General features: G+C 38.4%; 21 protein-coding genes and 1 pseudogene. 16 read left to right on the top strand and 6 right to left on the bottom strand.

The window, feature by feature from the left end; translation table 11 throughout:
• Nucleotides 1–101: 101 nt before the first annotated feature.
• Both DJ533_RS15165 and DJ533_RS15160 read left to right on the top strand, forming a co-directional pair.
• Nucleotides 102–1166 carry a hypothetical protein gene (locus DJ533_RS15165; RefSeq protein ID WP_065994229.1) on the top strand — a complete coding sequence of 355 codons (1065 nt, stop codon included), beginning with the start codon at nt 102–104 and terminating at the stop codon, nt 1164–1166.
• Nucleotides 1166–1510, top strand: a complete 345-nt coding sequence (locus DJ533_RS15160; protein ID WP_065994228.1) for an RnfH family protein — start codon at nt 1166–1168, stop codon at nt 1508–1510. Before DJ533_RS15165 ends, DJ533_RS15160 begins: the two co-directional genes overlap by 1 nt.
• An 83-nt stretch (nt 1511–1593) precedes the next feature.
• On the opposite strand, the gene DJ533_RS15155 is transcribed toward DJ533_RS15160, so the two are convergent.
• Nucleotides 1594–1992, bottom strand: a complete 399-nt coding sequence (locus DJ533_RS15155) for an outer membrane protein assembly factor BamE (RefSeq protein ID WP_065994227.1) — start codon at nt 1990–1992, stop codon at nt 1594–1596.
• A gap of 112 nt (nt 1993–2104) precedes the next feature.
• On the opposite strand from DJ533_RS15155, the gene fur reads away from it, so the two are divergent.
• Nucleotides 2105–2542, top strand: a complete 438-nt coding sequence (gene fur / locus DJ533_RS15150) for a ferric iron uptake transcriptional regulator (protein WP_065994226.1) — start codon at nt 2105–2107, stop codon at nt 2540–2542.
• A gap of 80 nt (nt 2543–2622) precedes the next feature.
• Here fur and DJ533_RS15145 read toward each other — a convergent pair whose 3' ends face one another.
• Nucleotides 2623–3741: a PilT/PilU family type 4a pilus ATPase gene (locus DJ533_RS15145; RefSeq protein WP_065994225.1), complete on the bottom strand. Its 1119-nt coding sequence runs from the start codon at nt 3739–3741 to the stop codon at nt 2623–2625.
• Nucleotides 3742–3767: 26 nt separating this feature from the next.
• On the bottom strand, nt 3768–4805 hold the full coding sequence (locus tag DJ533_RS15140) for a type IV pilus twitching motility protein PilT (protein ID WP_065994224.1): 1038 nt from the start codon (nt 4803–4805) through the stop codon (nt 3768–3770).
• Nucleotides 4806–4926: 121 nt separating this feature from the next.
• Between DJ533_RS15140 and DJ533_RS15135 the strand changes: the two genes are divergently transcribed.
• The gene (locus DJ533_RS15135; protein WP_065994223.1) at nt 4927–5613 is read left to right on the top strand and encodes a YggS family pyridoxal phosphate-dependent enzyme; all 687 of its coding nucleotides are present in this window, start codon (nt 4927–4929) and stop codon (nt 5611–5613) included.
• Nucleotides 5614–5687: 74 nt separating this feature from the next.
• Nucleotides 5688–5905, top strand: a pseudogene (locus DJ533_RS15130) (glucose/sorbosone dehydrogenase); the annotation flags it as partial.
• Nucleotides 5906–5942: 37 nt separating this feature from the next.
• On the opposite strand, the gene DJ533_RS15125 reads toward DJ533_RS15130, so the two are convergent.
• The gene (locus tag DJ533_RS15125; protein ID WP_065994222.1) at nt 5943–6935 is read right to left on the bottom strand and encodes a hypothetical protein; all 993 of its coding nucleotides are present in this window, start codon (nt 6933–6935) and stop codon (nt 5943–5945) included.
• Nucleotides 6936–7014: 79 nt separating this feature from the next.
• The gene (gene ygfZ, locus DJ533_RS15120) at nt 7015–7737 is read right to left on the bottom strand and encodes a CAF17-like 4Fe-4S cluster assembly/insertion protein YgfZ (RefSeq protein ID WP_065994221.1); all 723 of its coding nucleotides are present in this window, start codon (nt 7735–7737) and stop codon (nt 7015–7017) included.
• A 236-nt stretch (nt 7738–7973) separates the two neighbouring features.
• Here ygfZ and acnD point away from each other — a divergent pair, with 236 nt between their 5' ends.
• From acnD to DJ533_RS15080, 7 genes are all read left to right on the top strand, one after another.
• The gene (acnD, locus tag DJ533_RS15115) at nt 7974–10592 is read left to right on the top strand and encodes a Fe/S-dependent 2-methylisocitrate dehydratase AcnD (protein WP_065994220.1); all 2619 of its coding nucleotides are present in this window, start codon (nt 7974–7976) and stop codon (nt 10590–10592) included.
• A gap of 66 nt (nt 10593–10658) precedes the next feature.
• The gene (locus DJ533_RS15110) at nt 10659–10829 is read left to right on the top strand and encodes an acetyltransferase (RefSeq protein ID WP_065994219.1); all 171 of its coding nucleotides are present in this window, start codon (nt 10659–10661) and stop codon (nt 10827–10829) included.
• Nucleotides 10829–11221, top strand: coding sequence for a type II toxin-antitoxin system death-on-curing family toxin (locus DJ533_RS15105; protein WP_065994218.1), 393 nt, complete (start codon nt 10829–10831; stop codon nt 11219–11221). The genes DJ533_RS15110 and DJ533_RS15105 overlap by 1 nt, the downstream gene beginning before the upstream one ends.
• Before the next feature lie 237 nt (nt 11222–11458).
• Nucleotides 11459–13024 carry a DUF4365 domain-containing protein gene (locus DJ533_RS15100; protein ID WP_065994217.1) on the top strand — a complete coding sequence of 522 codons (1566 nt, stop codon included), beginning with the start codon at nt 11459–11461 and terminating at the stop codon, nt 13022–13024.
• A 35-nt stretch (nt 13025–13059) separates the two neighbouring features.
• Nucleotides 13060–13275, top strand: a complete 216-nt coding sequence (locus DJ533_RS15095) for an antitoxin (RefSeq protein WP_065994216.1) — start codon at nt 13060–13062, stop codon at nt 13273–13275.
• A gap of 408 nt (nt 13276–13683) precedes the next feature.
• Complete coding sequence (locus tag DJ533_RS15085) at nt 13684–14787, top strand: YjgN family protein (protein WP_065994215.1); 1104 nt, start codon at nt 13684–13686, stop codon at nt 14785–14787.
• A gap of 21 nt (nt 14788–14808) precedes the next feature.
• Complete coding sequence (locus DJ533_RS15080) at nt 14809–15912, top strand: M48 family metallopeptidase (protein ID WP_065994214.1); 1104 nt, start codon at nt 14809–14811, stop codon at nt 15910–15912.
• A 50-nt stretch (nt 15913–15962) separates the two neighbouring features.
• Here DJ533_RS15080 and DJ533_RS15075 read toward each other — a convergent pair whose 3' ends face one another.
• Complete coding sequence (locus DJ533_RS15075; protein WP_065994213.1) at nt 15963–16241, bottom strand: DUF2218 domain-containing protein; 279 nt, start codon at nt 16239–16241, stop codon at nt 15963–15965.
• Nucleotides 16242–16432: 191 nt separating this feature from the next.
• Here DJ533_RS15075 and rpe point away from each other — a divergent pair, with 191 nt between their 5' ends.
• The 4 genes from rpe to DJ533_RS15055 all read left to right on the top strand — a co-directional run bounded on the left by rpe (nt 16433) and on the right by DJ533_RS15055 (nt 20752).
• A complete protein-coding gene (rpe, locus tag DJ533_RS15070; RefSeq protein WP_065994212.1) occupies nt 16433–17119 on the top strand; it encodes a ribulose-phosphate 3-epimerase in 687 nt (228 codons plus the stop codon).
• Nucleotides 17120–17475: 356 nt separating this feature from the next.
• Nucleotides 17476–17973, top strand: a complete 498-nt coding sequence (locus DJ533_RS15065) for a hypothetical protein (protein ID WP_228716488.1) — start codon at nt 17476–17478, stop codon at nt 17971–17973.
• A gap of 54 nt (nt 17974–18027) precedes the next feature.
• A complete protein-coding gene (locus tag DJ533_RS15060) occupies nt 18028–19806 on the top strand; it encodes a multicopper oxidase domain-containing protein (RefSeq protein ID WP_065994210.1) in 1779 nt (592 codons plus the stop codon).
• On the top strand, nt 19793–20752 hold the full coding sequence (locus DJ533_RS15055) for a copper resistance protein B (RefSeq protein ID WP_065994209.1): 960 nt from the start codon (nt 19793–19795) through the stop codon (nt 20750–20752). Before DJ533_RS15060 ends, DJ533_RS15055 begins: the two co-directional genes overlap by 14 nt.
• Nucleotides 20753–20828 lie beyond the last annotated feature (76 nt).

The following is a 20828-nucleotide window of genomic DNA, read 5'->3' as shown; positions in this document are numbered from 1 at the left end:
CCATAACTGGTTTGCTTTTTTTTGTCTATTCTTTGATTTTCAGTGTCGACAAAGGCAAAATAGCAACACTTATTATGAAACACCTCATGTAGGATTATTGTATGTCACGATGGTTATCGCCGCTCATGGCATTTTGTTTATCATTTATGATTATTGTCGGTTTAGCACCGAGTTTAGGTATTCAGGTTGATCGACAAATTGATTTTTGGTTGTTGTGGTTAGCAACAATGTTAATTTTGGCATTGCCGATTACTTATTTAGAAATTGCTTTAGCAAAGCGTTCCAAACAAAGCCCTCTTGCAGCTTTGGGAGGTTTGACGCGTGATGCTGATGCTTCACAAAAATGGCGTATTGTGGGATGGCTCTCGGTTGCATTTATTCCATTTCTTGCGGGTGCAATTTTAGCAAATGTCACATCAAGTACATCACAATTTAGTCAGATCGGCTTGCAGGAAAATCTGTTCTTTGTGATTTGTGCTGTGATTGCGTTTGGATTGTCATTTTTATCTCGCCAAATTTTAGTTTTATTGACAGCGTTGGGTGTTATCGCATCTTTGGTGCTTGCAAATGTATTTGGTACAGCGCTACAGCCGTGGCATGTCACACCAGTTGAGTTTAAAGAATGGGGGAATGCAACGATTCTTGCACTTGTCGCAAGTGGTCTAGGTTTAGGTTTGTATTGGCAAACCAATACACTGCATGCCAAAGAAACTCAAGCGAGTAGTTCTGTATTACCGATTTGGTTTGCACAGCTGATTGCTGTGATTGCATTTGGTTTCTTTGCTATCACTGCACAAATTCCTGCGTTTGCATTGGTTTTTGCTGCGATTGTAAGTGCTGCCTTGTTATTACAATTGGCAAAAGAGCAATTAAGCCAGCGTCAAATTGCGCCTGTTTTACAGTTCGTAATTGTATTGGTGGCGTTGTTTGTTTGGGCTATTCCAAATGGTGCAGCGATTTTCAATCCGATCTTGATGCTGTGGGGCTTAGTGATTTGCTTGATCTACGCTATTTTTGTAGGCTGGATCATGAAAATTAGTCATTTACGCAAAGCCATGAACTTTAGCAGCGAAGCTTTTTATAATATTTGGCGTATTGCGGTGCGTATTGTGACACCTCTGGCGATTGTACTTGCCATGATTGCATTTGTTGGACAGATATTCTAATGGCTGTGCTCAATCAAATCCCCCCAGCAAAAGTTTGGGTTGCTTATGCAACCCCAACACAACAGTTTCATATTGAAGTGGCTTTCGAAGATGGAATGACCGCCTTAGATGCGATTGCAAAAAGTGGAATCCAAGCACAGGTTGAATTACCTGAAAAATATCAACTGGGTATTTTTGGCATTAAAATTAGCGATGCAAGCCAACAATTAAAAGCAGGGGATCGAGTAGAAATTTATCGTGCGTTGACCATTAACCCAAAAGACATTCGTCGGAATCGAGCCAAAGCCAATCCAGTTGGACGTTACTGCCGTGGTAATCGCTATCGTCAGTTGTTATCCAAATAAACTCATCTTAGGCTCATCGCTTTAAACTATGTGCTTGATCATAAAAACCCCTGATAAAGGGGTTTCTTTTTATTTGAAAGTGTCTATAGTGGTGGCGCATTCAAAATTGCTTCTTTGGAAGCAGGCAAGCCTGGTTGAGTTTCAGGTATGGTTTCTAAGCCTTCTATTTTGTTTACGATGCCTGCGTTATCAAAATAGATTTTTAAATGCTGACCATGTGCCGCTGGAATCTTGGCTTTCTTAGCATAAGTTCCTGGGATATAGTTATACAGGTAATCCCAACGTAATGGGTTCAATGGATCTGTCACAGTTGGACTACCGAGTAAAAAGCGAACTTGTTGATAATTCATACCAACCTGAACTTTTGAAGCTTGTGCTTGGGTCAGTGGTGTTCCTTGAGGGATGTCTACTTTATATACACCGAATACCGAACACCCACCCAGTAAAGAAGCGACGAATAACGTCAGCATGATTTTTTGCATTTTGCTACACTATCCCAAATTAATTATGATGCAATTGATCGATGGATAGATCATACTGCATCTCAACTCTGTTGCATATTCCAACTTAAAATTTGTTAAGAGACCTTTGTATATGGCTATTTCAAATCAAGATTTACGCAAAGCTGGACTTAAAGTTACCCTACCACGAATCAAGATTTTGGAATTATTAGAAAATTCAAGACAACATCACTTGAGCGCGGAAGACATTTATAAAACATTACTAGAACAAGGTGAAGATGTTGGTCTGGCAACCGTATATCGTGTGTTAACACAGTTTGAGGCGGCTGGAATTATTCAGCGTCATCATTTTGAAAATAACCATTCAGTTTTTGAAATTATGCAAGAAGATCATCACGATCACCTTGTATGTCAAAATTGTAATAAAGTAATTGAATTTACAAATGATATTATTGAAGATGAACAGCATAAAGTTGCTGAACAATTTGGATTCAATTTAACAGGTCATTCACTGAATCTGTATGGTTATTGTGATGAACAAGAATGTCAGGATGCATTTCGCAAGAAATAAACTCACATAAATGCAACAAATTAAAAAAAGAGCAAATTTAAATTTGCTCTTTTTTTGTACTTGAAATAAATAAGAATAATTTATTGACCATCGAACGTAAGTTTGTTGTTGGCATTTAACAACTGTGCGCCACCTTCTTCATCTAATTTAATTTGTAGACGTAAGTCGTTTGGTGAGTCTGCGTGTTTCAGTGCATCTTTATAGGTAATTTGACCTGCTTTATAGAGATCAAAGAGTGCTTGGTCAAATGTCTGCATACCCAGTTCACGTGAGCGCTTCATCAAATCTTTGATTTCATGTACATCACCTTTACGAATTAAATCAGCAATTAAAGGTGAGTTAATGAGAATCTCAATAGCAGCACGGCGTGAATTACCATCGGGTGTTGGAATCAATTGCTGTGCAATCATTGCTTTTAAGTTTAAGGATAAGTCCATAAACAATTGGCTATGCCGATCGGACTCAAAGAAGTGAATAATACGGTCAATCGCTTGGTTAGCGTTGTTGGCATGTAGGGTTGCAAAAACCAAGTGCCCCGTTTCAGCAAAGGCAATGGCATAATCCATGGTTTCACGAGAGCGAATCTCACCGATTAAAATCACATCAGGCGCTTGACGTAAGGTATTTTTTAGTGCGATTTCAAAAGAATCCGTATCAATACCGACTTCACGCTGCGTGATAATACAGCCTGCATGTTCATGCACAAACTCAATCGGATCTTCGATGGTAATGATATGCCCTTTGGAATTTTGATTTCGATAACCAATCAGTGATGCCAAAGAGGTCGATTTACCTGTACCTGTCGCCCCAACAAAAATGATGATGCCACGTTTGGTCATCGCAAGATCTTTTAAAATCGGTGGCAGTTTTAGATCTTCCATCGTCGGAATCGTAGTTTCGATACGACGTAAAATCATTCCAGGTTGGTCACGTTGTTGAAATGCGCTGACACGGAAACGTGCGGTTTTGTCTTTATTCACAATCGCAAAGTTACATTCCCGTGTGTCGGCAAATTCTTTGCGCTGTTTATCCGTCATAATCGAATGAATGATCTGCCCAACTAACTCTCCAGTTAATTTGGTTTTGACCACAGGTACAATTTGACTATTAATTTTCATTGATGGTTCAACATCGGCAGTAATAAACAAATCCGATGCTTTTTGCTCAATCATCATGTTGAGCAAATCATTAAAATCCATTCTAATTCCCCAAATTTATGTTGTTCTTATAAGAATGATTCTGGCTGTTTTGCCGCAGTACGTGCTACTTGTGGACTGATCGTGCCTTTGGATACCAAAGTCTTTAAGCTCTGATCCAATGTCGTCATACCATAGTTTGCACCGGTTTGAATGGCTGAATACATCTGTGCTACTTTGTTTTCACGAATCAAGTTACGAATCGCAGGTACACCGATCATGATCTCATGAGCTGCTACACGACCACCGCCATTTTTCTTTAAAAGCGTCTGTGAGATTACCGCTTGTAAAGACTCAGAGAGCATGGCACGTACCATGTCTTTTTCTTCAGCAGGGAATACGTCAATCACACGGTCAATCGTTTTTGCCGCAGAGGTAGTATGCAGTGTACCAAACACCAAGTGACCTGTTTCCGCCGCAGTAAGCGCCAAGCGAATCGTTTCTAAGTCACGCATCTCACCAACCAAGATAATATCAGGGTCTTCACGCAGCGCTGAACGGAGTGCTTCATTAAAACCGTGTGTATCACGATGTACTTCACGCTGGTTGATCAGACATTTTTTAGACTGATGTACAAACTCGATTGGGTCTTCAACTGTTAAGATATGGTCATAGCGGTTGTCGTTGATATAATCCAGCATGGCTGCCAATGTGGTGGATTTACCAGAACCTGTAGGACCTGTCACTAACACAATTCCACGTGGATAATCACAAATATCTTTAAAGATTTGTCCCAGACCTAAATCTTCCATCGTTAATACTTTGGATGGAATGGTACGAAATACCGCACCAGCACCCCGGTTTTGGTTAAATGCGTTGACACGGAAACGTGCGACGCCAGGTACTTCAAATGAAAAGTCAGTTTCCAGTTGTTCTTCATAATCACGACGCTGTTTATCATTCATGATGTCATAAACAAGACGATGTACATCTTTATGTTCGAAAGCAGGAAGGTTGATGCGACGAACCTCACCATCGACACGAATCATCGGTGGCATACCTGCTGATAAGTGTAAATCTGATGCACCGTTTTTAACGGAAAAAGCTAGTAATTCTGTAATATCCATAATGTCCCCAAAGTAAAACCTATTTACTTAATTATTTTGTAGAATAATAAGGCTTTCACTCAGCATAACCAACAATTTCCTTGCTTGGAAGCTGAAATTTTTTTAAATGAGATAACTGTCAATGAATGATTTAAAATACGCACGTGAATTGGTACTCGATCAAATTAAGCAAGCTTGCCAAATTGCTCAGCGTGAGCGTTCAGAAGTGCAATTATTGGCTGTGTCTAAAACCCACCCAAGCTCACGATTAAAAGAAATGTATGCAACAGGACAGCGAGCATTTGGTGAAAATTATTTACAAGAAGCCTTAGAGAAAATCGAACAGCTTCAAGACCTCAATATCGAATGGCATTTTATTGGGCATGTACAACGCAATAAAACTAAGCATTTGGCTGAAAAATTTGCTTGGGTACATGGTGTAGATCGTTTGATTATTGCTGAGCGATTATCGAATCAAAGAACAGCCCAACAAACACCATTAAATATTTGTTTGCAAGTGAATATTGATGATCAGGACAGTAAAGATGGCTGTCAGCCCCATGAAGTGGCGGAATTGGTTGCACAAATTAGTCAACTTCCTCATTTAAGATTGCGTGGTTTAATGGTGATTCCTGCACCGAATCATACGGCAGCTTTTGCAGAGGCAAGACAGTTGTTTAATACTGTGAAAACCAAACATGCGTATCCAGAAGATTGGGATACTTTGAGTATGGGCATGTCTGCTGATTTGCATGAAGCAATTGCCGCTGGCTCAACGATGGTGCGTATAGGTACAGCTTTGTTTGGGGCAAGAGATTATTCTCACTAATCATGTGAATGTTGTAGGTGAGTAGTTTTTAAATTGCATTATCAAAATATTATACACAAAGCAATTTAAAACTCTTTTTAGAAGTGTTGCATGGTTCAACGGATAAAAAGTTGGTCATGGTTATAAAATTGTGATTATGCGTAAAGAGCAAAAGCTTGAAACTTTTATGGATGGGTTTTTAGTGGGTAAAAAGGTGAATGGGCGACATGCTGATATTTATCGGATTGATGAAAATTCCTATTATTTTTCGGATGATCGAGCAGGTGGGGTTTATTATGTGAGGCAGAAATAGATATTTCAGCTATTCCTGCAAACTTTTTATATTAAAATTATGGATGAACTGTGTTTTGGTCACCAGTAATGCATGGAAACTGATCTACTTCAACACCTTCAAGCATACACAAATGAGTTTCCAAGTAATTAATACCATTGATTGTGACTAACTTAGGATGTGAACTAGGAAGGGCTGCTTCAATTAAATCAATTTTATCATCCATACCGACAAGGTAACCTAGCTGATCACCATGAGGAATCTCATTTTTGTACAGCTCAATCATTGATAAATAATTATTTTTATATGTAGTTTTGCGTGTATGGTTCTTATCTATTATTTCAATAAAAGCACTTTTCAAATTTTGAATTTGTCCCCCTGTTAAATAAAAGTCAGTTTCTTCTGAAAATGATGCAGTATTTCCGATATCATCTTTGTAATTCATTTGTAAGGTGATTATTGGATTACTAAACTCTTTTTTCTCTTCGTTTGGAGAAGTTTTGATTTTTAATTGAGTAATAAGCTTTGTGAAAGATTTTGTAGTTCCTATTAACGCTCCATCCTTTATGTTGCCACTACTCAGTGTGATGTTGTGGATCTTAGAGATAACTCTAGTTTGATTAGGGCTATTTTTTAAATATTGGTCAAGTAGTCTGTCATATTCTGTTCGAAGTTTTACTTCGCCCATAATTTTTCCATTTACACATTCAACTTTCATAGGAATGATTTGAACATTACTGTTTGTTATTGTTGTTTCATCTTGAGAGGTATTATCTGATTTTTCTTGAGTATTTAGTTCATTTTCTATTACTAATGGTTTGTTCAACAAGAGATTGGCAAGCTTGTATTGTTCATTTCTAGATATTTGGCATGACCATTCGTGCTCTGTTTTTAATGGTGTAAAAAAATCTTTTTTGTATAAATCATTACGATCACTAAGATATAAATTTAGAAATTTTTGTTGAATCGGATCAGATAATTCAGGGTAGTCAAAGGCAAAAATTACTGATGAAATGATAGATACCATAATAGTTATACCAATTCTTTTCATGAATTATCCTTGTTGTTTTATTTAAAATTATTAAATGAGTAGATGCCACAAATAATTTTATTTGTGGCTTTTTAGAAGTTTACTGCGGTCTCGCCACATCACCACTTAAACTTTCAGGTAAGTCTAAAACAGTCACTTCAAGCTCAGTCAAAGCTTCAGGACGAGCAACGACTAGGGCGATAAAACCATTTTCAAAAGCAGTGCTGTTCACGACTTGCACACCTTTATTGAGTTGTTCACCTTGCGCAGGAACGTCACCTGAGCCCTGAACCACATGTAACCACGCTTTCGGTTTTGCCTTAAACCAAAGACGCGCAATCACTTCCTGCCCCAAGTAACAACCCTTGTCATAATTCACAGCACCACGTTGATGTAAACGCAATTCCTGAGGTTGAAACAAACCTTCAATCGCTTGATTAATGTAGGCTTGACCTTGCTGAATTGCAGCAACTTTCCAAGCAGAAATATCAGTTTCACTGTCAGAAAAGTCAGTTGTAGCACCATTTAAAGTTGGAAAAACTGCGCCAATTTGCTCAAGTTTCATCTTAGAAAATGCACCATATTTTTGAATATGTTTGGCAAACTCTTCAGCTTGATCTTGCGTGGTCACGAGTTCAAATTCTTCAGGATTACGTTTTTTTAACCACAAACCAAAATGAATACGACCTTTCAAATCACAAATCGCAGTGTACTGTGTGACATTTTCAGACAAATATTCTGTATTTACAGTCACTTGTCCTTGCAGAAACTTTTGTGCATCGACACCGATCAACGTGAAAGAAGAGAAAGCTAAATTGCTCATGAAATATTCATCCAATTTAAATCTAATACTAAAGAATTAGCCTTATTTTCCGCTATTTTTATAAAAAATGCACATTTAATAAAAATAATTCAAGCAAGTTGTTACTAAATATTTCAAAAACCCCTGTTTTCATATCTAAGTTAATGAAATATAAAAGATTTGGGAAATGGCTTTTCAGCAGTGTACTATGCCAATTATGAGAACACAGTACAAAATGATGCAAGAGGCACAATTTAATGAATAACAACTACCGTAAACCCCTGCAAGGTACCCAGCTCGAATACTTTGATGTGCGTCAAGCCGTTGAAGACATCCAGCCAGGCGCATATGCAAAACTTCCATACACCTCAAAAGTATTGGCAGAACAATTGGTACGCCGTTGTGACCCAGCCATTCTTGAACAATCTTTAAAAGAGCTAATCAATCGTAAGCAAGACCATGATTTTCCTTGGTATCCTGCACGTGTAGTCTGTCATGATATTCTTGGACAAACTGCATTGGTTGACCTTGCAGGTCTACGTGATGCGATTGCGGATCAAGGGGGCGATCCTTCAAAAGTCAACCCAGTGGTTCCGACTCAGTTAATTGTTGACCATTCACTTGCTGTGGAATTTGGTGGTTTTGATCCTGATGCATTTGAGAAAAACCGTGCGATTGAAGATCGTCGTAATGAAGACCGTTTTCATTTCATTGAATGGACAAAAACCGCTTTTGAAAATGTCGATGTAATCCCAGCGGGTAACGGCATCATGCACCAAATTAACTTGGAGAAAATGTCTCCAGTGATTCAAAACCGTGAAGGTGTGGCGTTCCCTGATACTTGTGTCGGTACAGACTCACACACACCTCATACCGATGCGCTTGGCGTAATTTCAATCGGTGTCGGAGGACTCGAAGCTGAAAATGTCATGCTGGGTCGTGCATCGTGGATGCGTCTGCCAGACATCATCGGTGTAGAGCTGGTAGGTCAGCGTCAAGCAGGCATTACCGCAACCGATATCGTTTTGGCATTGACAGAGTTCTTACGTAAAGAACGTGTGGTGGGTGCATATTTAGAATTCTTTGGTGAAGGTGCAGACAGCATGTCAGTGGGTGATCGTGCAACGATCTCGAACATGACACCTGAATATGGCGCAACTGCGGCAATGTTCTACATCGACCAAAACACCATTGACTATTTAACCTTGACAGGTCGTGAATCTGAACAAGTAAAATTAGTTGAAACTTATGCCAAAGAAATCGGTCTTTGGGCATCGGATATGACGCAAGCAGAATATCCACGTGTACTTCGCTTTGACCTTTCAACGGTCACACGTAATATCGCAGGTCCATCAAACCCACATGCCCGTGTATCCACGGCAGATTTAAAAGAAAAAGGCATCGCAGGTAACTTAGATGCTGCACGTGCACAAGAAGCGGAAGGCTTAATGCCAGATGGTGCAATTATTATCGCTGCGATTACCTCTTGTACCAATACCTCTAACCCACGTAATACCGTTGCTGCAGGTTTGTTGGCTCGTAAGGCGAATGAATTAGGACTTGTACGTAAACCGTGGGTGAAATCATCTTTTGCACCAGGTTCTAAAGCAGCTGCTTTATATCTTGAAGAAGCAGGTGTTTTGGGAGATTTAGAAAAACTAGGTTTTGGTATCGTGGCGTATGCATGTACCACATGTAACGGTATGTCAGGTGCATTAGACCCTGTGATTCAACAAGAAATCATTGACCGTGACTTGTATGCAACTGCGGTACTTTCAGGTAACCGTAACTTCGATGGTCGTATTCATCCTTATGCAAAACAAGCCTTCTTAGCTTCTCCGCCGTTGGTTGTTGCGTATGCGATTGCAGGAACGATTCGTTTTGACATCGAAAAAGATGCTTTAGGTACAGACAAAGACGGTAATCCGATTTATCTGAAAGACATCTGGCCATCGGATGAAGAAATTGATGCATTGGTAAAAGTGGCAGTTAAACCTGAACAGTTCAAGAAAGTATATATCCCAATGTTCGATTTGGGTGAGCGTGTACAGGCTGCGAGTCCGTTGTATGACTGGCGTCCACAAAGTACCTATATCCGTCGTCCACCATACTGGGAAGGCGCTTTGGCTGCACCACGTACTTTGTCAAATATGCGTCCACTTGCGATCTTACCTGACAATATCACCACTGACCATTTGTCACCATCGAATGCGATTGTGTTGGATTCGGCAGCAGGTGAGTATTTGGCGAAAATGGGTGTTCCTGAGGAAGATTTCAACTCATATGCAACGCACCGTGGTGACCATTTAACTGCACAGCGTGCAACTTTGGCAAATCCTAAACTATTTAATGAAATGGTGGTTCGTTCTGACGGTACGATCAAGCAGGGTTCGAAAGCACGTGTTGAGCCTGAGGGCGAAGTAATGCGTATGTGGGAAGCGATCGAAACTTATATGAATCGTAAGCAACCATTGATCATTATTGCTGGTAAAGATTATGGTCAAGGTTCGAGCCGTGACTGGGCGGCGAAAGGTGTACGTCTGGCAGGTGTTGAGGCGATTGTTGCGGAAGGTTTTGAGCGTATTCACCGTACCAACTTAGTCGGTATGGGCGTGTTACCGCTTGAGTTTAAAACAGGTACAGATCGCAAGACATTAAAGCTTGATGGTACTGAGTTGTATAGCGTGATTGGTAATATTGCACCGCGTTCTGATCTGACTTTGGTGATCGAGCGTTCAACTGAAAATGGTCAAAATGAGATCGTGAAAGTACCTGTAACGTGTCGTTTGGATACGGAAGAAGAAGTGCATGTGTATGAAGCGGGTGGTGTATTGCAACGCTTTGCACAGGATTTCTTGGAAGGGAATGTAGCTTAACAGAATATTGTAATTATGAATAAAAAGCCCTATCTTAATGTTAGGGCTTTTTATTTGGAGTTTGAAATGAATAAGAAAATAGAAAAATATGGTGTTCCTATGGTGGAGCGTCCAAAAATCCAAGCAACCAAACAGCTTGATTTATCTGGTGACACTGGAAAACAAATTGTAAAGTCTGAAACAAAATTAGCATTAAGAACACATTCGAAAACTTTTAAACGCTTAGCTGATATGTAATGGAAATTATTTGTTTTCCATTTGAAAGAGTTATAGAAATTAATGCGTTTATTCTTTCTACTGAAAAGGGTATGAAAGGTCAGGCTGATATTGGTAAGTTACAAGGTGCTTTGGGGCGCGTTGACAACGCTATTGTTTATGAAGGTTTGAATGACATTTTTGAAATTGCTGCGAAATATACGGCAAGTATTGCTGTATCACATGCAATGTCTGACGCAAATAAGCGGACAGGTTTGGCAGTTGCTTTAGAATATTTGTCATTGAATGATTATGAATTAGTCTTGGATAATGAGCTATTAGCCGATGCTGTACGTGATTTGGTGATTGGTGAGCTAACTGAGCATGATTTTGCAGATATTTTATATGCCCAATACCATTTGAATCAAAACTAATTTTACTTAATGGTAAGTTGTATAAAGTAAGAGTAATATTTTACAACACTTTGCACAGGACTTTTTAGAAGGGAATGTGGCTTGATGTAATTCTTTAAATCCTCCCCAACCCTCCTTTTCCAAAGGAGGGAGTTCTCCTCTTTTCAAGGAGGGGCTACGGGAGATTAAAGTGATTGATATTGTTGAAAAACACTCTATCTTTGTGGTGGGTTTTTTGTCGAAAATATCAGAGAGATTATGCGGGATTTAGGTCAATTAGGTGAGTTAGCCTTTCAGTCATGGTGTGCCCAAGTAGGCTTGATTGCGAATGGGTCGAGAATTGATAAAACAGGATGGGATTTTTTTGTAGAGTTTCCAATTTCTCAGGCTTTAACACCTAACCAACTCCATAAATCAGCTATCAATTGTAAAATACAAGTTAAAGCAACTGATAAAAGAGAAGGGAAGTGGCAAGTTACACTTTCGAATCTTAGACAAATGGCAACCTCTCAAATGCCATCTTTTTATGTTTTTTTGGAATTTGATAGTAATAGTGATGCCCAGAGAGCTTATATTGTTCATATAGATAATGATTTAGTTTATAAAATTCTTAAAAAAATTCACCAAGTTGAGCAAAGTGATAAAGAAAACAATTTAAACAGCAGAAAGATGACTTTACATTATGATGAAAGTCATGAGTTAAAGTTTTTAAATGGGATAAGTTTAAAAGAAAATCTATTAGCCTATATTGGTACAGACTACTCAAAATATATAAATGAAAAATCCCAATTTTTAGAGACTTGTGGTTTTGAAGATGGGTATGGAACTGTACAATTTTCACTTAATGGTGAAGAGTCAATTAAGAAGATTATTGATGTTTCATTAGGTTTAGAAGAAGAATTAGATATTGAAAATTTAGTGAGTATTGAGCAAAGATTCGGAATTCCTTCAAAAAAACCTGAATTTCAGTTGCAGACTGCTAAGTTGAAAATAGGAATGACAGCTTCTAAAAAAGGAAAAATACGCTTCAAAGAAGACAAATTATCAAGTGGCTTGATGTTTGATATTAATTTTTATAATTCACCTTTTAGTTTTAATGATTATAGAAAATATGCAAAATTTAGAGTTACTGGGGATTTTTTTGATATGACTTTTGAGCCTTATCAAAATAAAGCAAACTATAGTTTTTCTTTAGGTGATGACCTTAGATTAGAAGTAAAGAAACTAAAAGATGCGATTACTCTAATTAACTTAATGAGTAGAGATGAACAGTCTGCAATTATAGAGCTAGAATTAGAGAGTTTAGAAAATATATTATCTTTCAATTTGACAAGTAAGTTTGTGGAAAGGGATTTAGAAATATTCAATCAATTATTGGATAAAGTATTGCAAATTTTTCAATACTTAAAAATTTATGATGAAATTTGTATTTCATTAAAAGAATTATATTTCTTCAATGAAAAAATAGAACAATTTCATACGATAATTACAAAAGCAAGTGAATGCAATGTCAGAGTAGAGTTCGGATTGAATGGTGAAAACCGTTTAAAACAAGATCAAATGGTTCATATTTCTGTTTCCGCTTGTCGCTTAGGTAGTCATGTTATTGGCATAATTTTTTCAGTATTTGGTAAGCCTATAGAAATTTCTGAAAATAGATATAGATTGGACAGTTCAGATATTAAAATAGAAAGAATTTTCACCTTTACAGCAAAAGACAAATCAATAAATGAGAGTATTCAAGAAGGGATAGATAAAATAATTTTAATGTATGATGAAAAATATGATGTTGTTTTTAATTGGGGGGATAATGCCAAAAATTGAAGATTCTCTATGATCTATAATTTTGGAGTAAACAAATGCTAACAATCAAACCTTACATGATTGGAGAAGATCAATATATTGATCTTCCTGAAGAATTTAACTTTAAAGGTTCAGAGGTCGAAATTTTTCGTAATGGCGATGAAGTCATTCTGCGAGAGAAACCAATTACAGCAGAACAAGCTAATATTGGAATAGTACAAATACCTACTGATTTATCAGCAGAAGTAAAGGAAGATAAATCACCAAAATAAAGAATCTAAGCTGAGAAACCCATGCCCAAAAAATCCCCCGAACAAAAAGCCGAAGAGGAACGCCGCTATATTTTGGCAAGCGGCGCAACCAATACAGCCGAACTTGCGCTTTTTTAACGAGCGCTAAACAAGGGATTTATGTAATAGTACTTAATTTTTAGGTTTATATTGACAAAAACTATCAAAAATAATCACTCCTGATTTTAAAATAATTTATTTTGTTACTTAACAAAATAATCAAAGCAACCATACAAACTATACTTATCCATTTGATATCTAGAAACTACTTGAATAGAAATACACTATTTATTTTAATTGGAAAAATCTATACACTCGATTTGCTTAAATTCAAAATATTGTTTCACGATTGTCCTTATGAACATGACCTATTAAAAATAAGAGAAAATGATGCAAGAACAAATACCACCACCATTTCCAAATACTAGTGGTCTAAGCCTGACCAAAAACGCTGGTCTTCCTCCTGATGACGCACCGCCTACACCAAGTTTTGGACGTGTTCGCCGTTTCAAATTTCATGGCGATGCGATGGAGTACTTTGGGATTTGGATCGTAAATATTTTACTGACCATCGTAACCTTGAGCCTCTATGCACCTTGGGCGAAAGTGCGTCGCTTACGCTACTTTTATGGCAATACCGAATTTTTTAGAAGACGTTTTGATTTTACAGGGGTACCCAAAAAAATCTTAATCGGACGTTTAATTGCACTCGGGATTTATGCTGCGATCTCAGTTATTTCACAATATTCCATCACGGCAACACTGATCGGATTTGTCATTCTGTATCTTGCTGTACCGTGGTTAATTCGAGCGACCATTCGCTTTACAGCACGAAACAGTAAATATGCCAATAGTCGGTTTTATTTTGCAGGGACAACCAAACAAGCCTACATGGTTTTCTTAAAATGTATTGGTATCTATATTTTCACACTAGGTATATTTTTCCCTGTGATGATTTGGTTGTATAAAAGTTATTGCATTAATCATTTATATGCAGGACAGCTAAAATTTAAGTTGCAAGCAGAATGGTCTGATTATATGCGAGCAGTTTATATTCCTGTATTTATGTTTATGGGGGTACTTTTTGTTCTAGGGATCGTGGGTGGTGTCATCGGTGGATTATCAAATCCGCAGGCTTTTTTCACCATTTTTGGTTTAGGTTATGTGATCGCAGGTTTGTTTATTTATCCCTTAATCAGCGCACGCGTATTTATTACAACATGGAACAACACGGTCATCGGGAATAGTAAATTTGCTACCGATTGTAACCAATGGCGTTATGCATGGATTGTTGGAACCAATTGGATTGTTAAAATTTTGTCATTGGGGTTGATGTCGGCTTGGGCAGCGATTCGAATTTATAAATATAAAGTTGAGTCTTTAAGTTTGATCTTACAGGATGATCCTGACCAAATGATGAATTTGGCACAAGCTGATCATAGTGCTTTGGCTGAAGAAATCAGTGATATTTTTGATATTGATGTTTCACTTTAATTTATATGAGCTGAAAACTACATGACGCAATCTGTACAAGTCGTTTTTTATGATGGTGTGGTGTCTAAACCACACCAAGCGTATGTTTATGCGCTAGATGAGCATAGCATTCAGGTGCGTTATGGTGAGCGTCAGCAATTGGTGCGTCATTACCAATATCAGGATATGCAGTTGATTGGGGCTTTGGGGCAACTGAAGCCTGTGGTTGAGTTGAATGATGATGATGCACGAATTGAATTTCAAGAGGATTTACCAGAGTGGTTTCATATAGCGCCTAAAAAAGTATATGGTTCGATCTGGAAGTTAGAACGCTCACCTGCACTGATTTTATTTAGTGTAGTGTTTGTTGTATTTTTTGCTTTTACTTTGGTGAAATGGGGGATTCCAGCAGCATCACATTATGTTGCCTTTCAATTGCCTGAAAATAGTATGCAACGTTTAGGCGATGAAGCAGAAGCGTATGTCGATAAATATTGGACTGAACCAAGTGAGCTTGCCAAAGGACAACAAGAACAGATTCGTAAGCAATATATAGAAAAAATTGCAGAAGGTCGTCCTGCCAAACTCTTATTTAGAAAAGGCAGCGAGCTTGGTGCAAATGCCATCGCTTTACCCAATAACACGATTATTGTCACAGATGAATTGGTTGAACTGGCACATAGTGATCAAGAGATTTTAGGAGTGCTTGCACATGAACAAGGACACTTGATCGAACGCCATAGTTTACAGCAAGGTTTGTCGAGTCTAGGTATGAGCGTGTTGTATATTGCGATGACTGGCGACAGTTCTGATTTATTTAGCTCTTTGCCTGCTGCCATGTTGGGTGCGAAATACTCACGTAAGTTTGAACAAGAAGCAGATTTGTATGCTTTAAATTTGATGGATCGCCAACATATCGAAGTTGAACATTTCGCAAATCTATTACAACGTTTAAATGATGAGTATGAAAGTGCGGATGCTAAAGATGACAAAGAAAAGTCTGGCAAAGCACAGCAAAAGACAGAGGCATCGGAAACAGATTCACACCTAGATCGAGTGCTTGAAATATTTGAATCCCATCCTGCAACGGAAGAACGCATAAAAATGGTGCGTGATTTTGAGCAACAGCAGAAAAAATCCGAATAATTTAAAGCCCATTGCTTAAAGACGATTTTACTGAAACATCAAGCTTAGTTTTAAGCTTGATGTTGCCATTCTACAGAAAACTCCTGCTGTGCCATACGATTTAAATGCGCAAGAATGATGTGTTCTAGCTGGGCATAATCTTCTCGTTCTGTTTCTAAATCAACCACAAGACTGTCCTGTTGAGGGGAGAGATTCACTGTTGCATCGGGCATAAAAATACTTAACTTTTCATCCATTTCAGCCACCTCAAACTTATGCTTCCAATGGTTCAATAAACGCTTGACGATGCGTTTGGCATCATTAGTTAAAATAATGGTATTGCTTTTCATTCTCATTTACTCCTTGAGGTTGTTCAAAGCTAGCAAAAAATAGCAAGTGATGCTGTCATGTAAATAGAACGCTTCGTTGCAATATTGGAATGCTGAGTAAGGTTTTCATAATTTATCTGAGGCATTTTCAGCAAAGTTAAACGAGAAGTTTGCTATAATTTTGAAAATCCATTTTCAAGCTAGGTTGATCCATGTCCAAGCCATTTTTAATCGCACCTTCAATTTTATCTGCTGACTTTGCTCGTTTAGGCGAAGACGTTGACAATGTGCTAGCAGCAGGTGCAGATGTTGTGCATTTTGATGTGATGGATAATCATTATGTACCGAATCTGACTTTTGGTGCAGGGATCTGTAAAGCATTAAAAAAATATGGAGTCAAAGCACCGATAGATGTACATCTGATGGTCTCGCCCGTTGACCGTCTGATTGGTGACTTCCTAGAAGCAGGTGCGGATATTATTACATTTCATCCAGAAGCATCGCATCATATTGATCGATCATTACAATTGATCAAAGATGGTGGCGCAAAAGCAGGCTTAGTCTTTAACCCAGCAACACCATTACATTATTTAGATTATGTTTTAGACAAGGTTGATCAAGTGCTTATTATGAGTGTAAACCCCGGTTTTGGTGGACAAAAGTTCATTCCAACCACTTTGGAAAAATTATGCCAAGCACGTAAAATCATTGATGCATCTGGACGTGATATTCGTTTGGAAGTAGATGGCGGTGTAACACCGAGCAATATTCGCAAAATCGCTGAAGCAGGGGCAGATATGTTTGTTGCTGGCTCAGCAATCTTTGGTCAAGATGATTATAAAGCGGTGATTGATGAGATGCGTGCTGAACTGGCATTGGCAGGTTCACAACAGGCTTAGACTTAATCACAATCATTGGGATAAGGTTGTGGATAAGTCTGAAGATAACTATATGGATAACTGTGTTGATAAGCATGCTGATAAAGTGTTTATAGTTTAAACAAAGCATGATCAATTGCTTGGTGCTTATACAAAATAAGTTTAAAAAGAGCTCAAATTGGGCTCTTTTTGTTTTATATAAAATGGAAAATCATCTTTTTATTTTAAATAAAAAGCTCAAAAAGACTCGCCTAATTCTTCAACATTGTATTGCTGAAATCTTTTAAGACAAGGGAACAAGGAATATAGGATAATATTTGCTACTGCCTTGATTATTAGTTATGCTTAAACAATAGCGATTCTCAATTGACTGATAGATGATGTTGACACAACTCTGCAAACAGGCGTGGTTTGTTTGTCTTATGGTTTTTGCCATAGGATGGAGTGGTGTGTCTATTGCATCGGTAAATGCCATGCAGATCAAAATGCAAATGCAACATCAACAAACACAAAATCAGTCCAATACACATCAACCACAAAGTTCGATGCTGGGAATGTCTCTACAAGAGATGAATAATCATTGCATAGATCTACAGCAAGCTGTAACGCAAGATGCACATCACAACCCTGCTCAACATATGCAAGCGTTAAAAGACTGCCATACACAATTGATTCAAACCCAGCACGCCCAACATGCAGATTGTCAGGATTGTGCGCTATTTTTCTGTCAGTCTTCGATTGTTTGGTTTAATGCAGATCTTCCAAAACTGGTTGAGCCTCCAGTTAATCTTGAGAAAAACAGCTTAAAAATCCATTACCAAGCACAGCATCTTGTTGGGCATTGGCAAGAAATCCTACGTCCTCCAAAAGCTTAACCTTATTTCCCGAAACATTATTTTTAAAATAATTTCAGAAATTAAGGTTAAATTATGTCTATTCAATTTTCAAAAAGCATCATCGTTGCTGTTGCGCTCTTGTCTTCTACATGGAGTTTTGCAGCGCTCAAAGAATATCATCTGACCATTGATGAAGGAATGGTCAATGTCACAGGCAAATCGCTTAAACGAATTACAGTAAATGGTCAGTTTCCTGCGCCTTTACTTGAGTTTGAGGAAGGGGATGATGCCGTCATTCATGTGCATAATCATTTAAAAAATCAGGATTCTTCCATTCATTGGCATGGGTTATTGTTGCCTGGAATTATGGACGGTGTACCAGGTTTTAATGGCTTCAATGGCATCAAGCCACAAGGGGAATTTGTCTATAAATTCAAAGTTCGCCAAAGTGGAACGTATTGGTATCATGCTCATTCCAAAGGTCAGGAACAGGATGGTTTATATGGTGCTTTGGTGATTTATCCAAAAGACAAAAAACCACTGGCTGAGCATGAAAAAACTGAGCGTGACTATGTGGTGATGTTGTCTGATTTTCACGAAAAAACCAGTGACCAGATTCAAAAAAACCTAAAGATCTCGGCTGAATATTATCAAGATCAGCGTGAAACTTTGAGCGATGTATGGAAACAAGTGAAACGTGATGGCATCAAAGCCACTTGGTCTGATCGCAAAATGTGGAATCAGATGCGGATGTTAAAAACCGACATGTCTGATGTTACGGGGTATACATTTTTGATGAATGGTAAAACGCCTGAGCAGAATTGGACGGGCATGTTTAAGCCGAATGAAAAAGTCCGTTTACGTTTTATTAATGCCTCTGCAATGTCGTTCTTCGATGTGCGTATTCCCACCTTAAAAATGACAGTGGTGGGTGCAGATGGTCAGCCTGTTAAACCTGTACCTGTGGATGAGTTTCGTATTGGTACGGCAGAAACCTATGATGTCGTGGTTGAACCGAAAGCTGATCATTATCAAATTGAAGCAGAATCGATTGACCGTTCAGGTTTTGCAGTTGGCACATTACACAATGAATTGACACCGCAGTCGCATGTTACCCACATGCCACAAGCACGTCCACGTGCCATTTTAAATATGGCGGATATGGGGCATGGCGATGGTGGTGAACATGGGGACGTGGATCACTCAAAGATGAATCATGACGATATGCAAGGCATGGATCATTCACAACATCAAATGACTGATGCTAAAACAACGCAAAAATTAGATGGCGTTGTAGAAGGTTGGGCAAATGCATCAACACCACAAGGCGATAAAGCCTTGCAATATAGTGATTTAAAATCTCTAACACCACAATCTGATACGCGCGAACCAACAAGTGAATTAGTCATTCGTTTGGGCGGTACCATGGAGCGTTATATTTGGACAATCAATGGTAAAAAATTCAGTGATGCTGAACCTTTAAAAGTGAAATATGGCGAGCGCATCCGTATCAAATTTATCAATGACAGTATGATGGCGCACCCGATGCATTTACATGGCATGTTTATGCAGTTGGAAAATGGTCAGCCTGCAGTGGATATGCCGAACAAGCATACCATCGTTGTACCACCTGCAAAAACCGTAACAGCGTTACTGACTGCCGATGAGTTGGGTGAATGGGCGATTCATTGTCACCTGTTGTATCACATGAGCGCAGGCATGATGAATAAATTAATCGTTGCCAATGTTTCAGATGGAGAAACCACAACGACTCCAATTCAAAAAAACGCTTCAACAAATAGTCATACAAATAGCAATGTAGATAAAAATAGCAATGCAGTACAGCAAGGAGATAATCATGCACATCACTAAATTATTTCCAAAAACGATATTGGCAAGTTCGCTCTGTTTAGTCAGTGCTTGGGCTGTAGCGCATGAAGTGCATCATTCAGATACATCGACTAAAACCCAAACGATTGCGATGCCTGTAATGGATCATTCCAAAATGAACCATTCACAGATGAATCATGAAAATATGAATCACGCATCTATGAATCATGGCGCAATGGATCATTCACAACATCAGCAACAGCAAAAAACAGTTTCTGCTCCTGAGGATCACACAGCTCATCAAGGGCACGATCATCGTAAAGAACATGGTGCACAAATCTATGCAGTAACAACGATAGACAATAAATGGTTAGTTAATGAAGATGGCAATGGGGCTTTAACGTCTGAAATAGAAACCCGCATAGGGACAGATGAAAACAAGATTTTCCTTAAAGCACAGATCGATCAGCATGAATCACACGATGCTGAATATGACTTTAAAATGCTCTACAGTCGCATGATCTCCGACTTTTGGGATGTACAGATCGGTGCGCGCTATCGCGTGGAAAAAATTGAACGTGATCAGCGCAGTACTGACACTGAAGAAAAGCTAGATGGCGTGATGGGTTTGCATGGTATGGCGCCATATTTCTTTGAAACGGATGCTTATCTCTATGTAGGTGAGGACAATTATTCAGGTTTTAGTTTGGAAACAGAGCGTGATCTATTGCTGACACAAAAGCTCATTTTAAAACCGTATCTTGACTTAGATGTTGTGTTTAATGATGAGTCTAAATACGCGAAAAAATCAGGCTTAAATGGTGCAACAGCAGGTATCGAAACTCGTTACGAGATCAGTAAAAAAATTATGCCTTATTTGGATATTACTTATGAATATTCCAAAGGTAATGATGTGACGCCGTGGCAAGTAGAAACTAGCTCTAAAAAAGGTTGGCTTTATGGTGCAGGGGTCAGGTTTAAGTTTTAATTTGCTGTTAGGAAATTGATTTTATAGGGCTTTAATTTTAAAGCCCTATTCTTCATAGGTGTATTTTGGGTCATTA

Origin of the sequence: Acinetobacter defluvii, from assembly GCF_001704615.3 — a bacterium.
Lineage (GTDB): Bacteria > Pseudomonadota > Gammaproteobacteria > Pseudomonadales > Moraxellaceae > Acinetobacter > Acinetobacter defluvii.
Note: the sequence above shows the minus strand (reverse complement) of the source record. Positions and strands in the feature narration are given on the sequence as shown.

What these genes read in the sequence shown, in the direction of transcription:
- DJ533_RS15165 (WP_065994229.1), top strand. Translation starts at nt 102, where the DNA reads ATGTCACGATGGTTATCGCCGCTCATGGCATTTTGTTTATCATTTATG.
- DJ533_RS15160 (WP_065994228.1), top strand. Translation starts at nt 1,166, where the DNA reads ATGGCTGTGCTCAATCAAATCCCCCCAGCAAAAGTTTGGGTTGCTTAT.
- DJ533_RS15155 (WP_065994227.1), bottom strand. Translation starts at nt 1,992, where the DNA reads ATGCAAAAAATCATGCTGACGTTATTCGTCGCTTCTTTACTGGGTGGG.
- fur (WP_065994226.1), top strand. Translation starts at nt 2,105, where the DNA reads ATGGCTATTTCAAATCAAGATTTACGCAAAGCTGGACTTAAAGTTACC.
- DJ533_RS15145 (WP_065994225.1), bottom strand. Translation starts at nt 3,741, where the DNA reads ATGGATTTTAATGATTTGCTCAACATGATGATTGAGCAAAAAGCATCG.
- DJ533_RS15140 (WP_065994224.1), bottom strand. Translation starts at nt 4,805, where the DNA reads ATGGATATTACAGAATTACTAGCTTTTTCCGTTAAAAACGGTGCATCA.
- DJ533_RS15135 (WP_065994223.1), top strand. Translation starts at nt 4,927, where the DNA reads ATGAATGATTTAAAATACGCACGTGAATTGGTACTCGATCAAATTAAG.
- DJ533_RS15125 (WP_065994222.1), bottom strand. Translation starts at nt 6,935, where the DNA reads ATGAAAAGAATTGGTATAACTATTATGGTATCTATCATTTCATCAGTA.
- ygfZ (WP_065994221.1), bottom strand. Translation starts at nt 7,737, where the DNA reads ATGAGCAATTTAGCTTTCTCTTCTTTCACGTTGATCGGTGTCGATGCA.
- acnD (WP_065994220.1), top strand. Translation starts at nt 7,974, where the DNA reads ATGAATAACAACTACCGTAAACCCCTGCAAGGTACCCAGCTCGAATAC.
- DJ533_RS15110 (WP_065994219.1), top strand. Translation starts at nt 10,659, where the DNA reads ATGAATAAGAAAATAGAAAAATATGGTGTTCCTATGGTGGAGCGTCCA.
- DJ533_RS15105 (WP_065994218.1), top strand. Translation starts at nt 10,829, where the DNA reads ATGGAAATTATTTGTTTTCCATTTGAAAGAGTTATAGAAATTAATGCG.
- DJ533_RS15100 (WP_065994217.1), top strand. Translation starts at nt 11,459, where the DNA reads ATGCGGGATTTAGGTCAATTAGGTGAGTTAGCCTTTCAGTCATGGTGT.
- DJ533_RS15095 (WP_065994216.1), top strand. Translation starts at nt 13,060, where the DNA reads ATGCTAACAATCAAACCTTACATGATTGGAGAAGATCAATATATTGAT.
- DJ533_RS15085 (WP_065994215.1), top strand. Translation starts at nt 13,684, where the DNA reads ATGCAAGAACAAATACCACCACCATTTCCAAATACTAGTGGTCTAAGC.
- DJ533_RS15080 (WP_065994214.1), top strand. Translation starts at nt 14,809, where the DNA reads ATGACGCAATCTGTACAAGTCGTTTTTTATGATGGTGTGGTGTCTAAA.
- DJ533_RS15075 (WP_065994213.1), bottom strand. Translation starts at nt 16,241, where the DNA reads ATGAAAAGCAATACCATTATTTTAACTAATGATGCCAAACGCATCGTC.
- rpe (WP_065994212.1), top strand. Translation starts at nt 16,433, where the DNA reads ATGTCCAAGCCATTTTTAATCGCACCTTCAATTTTATCTGCTGACTTT.
- DJ533_RS15065 (WP_228716488.1), top strand. Translation starts at nt 17,476, where the DNA reads ATGATGTTGACACAACTCTGCAAACAGGCGTGGTTTGTTTGTCTTATG.
- DJ533_RS15060 (WP_065994210.1), top strand. Translation starts at nt 18,028, where the DNA reads ATGTCTATTCAATTTTCAAAAAGCATCATCGTTGCTGTTGCGCTCTTG.
- DJ533_RS15055 (WP_065994209.1), top strand. Translation starts at nt 19,793, where the DNA reads ATGCACATCACTAAATTATTTCCAAAAACGATATTGGCAAGTTCGCTC.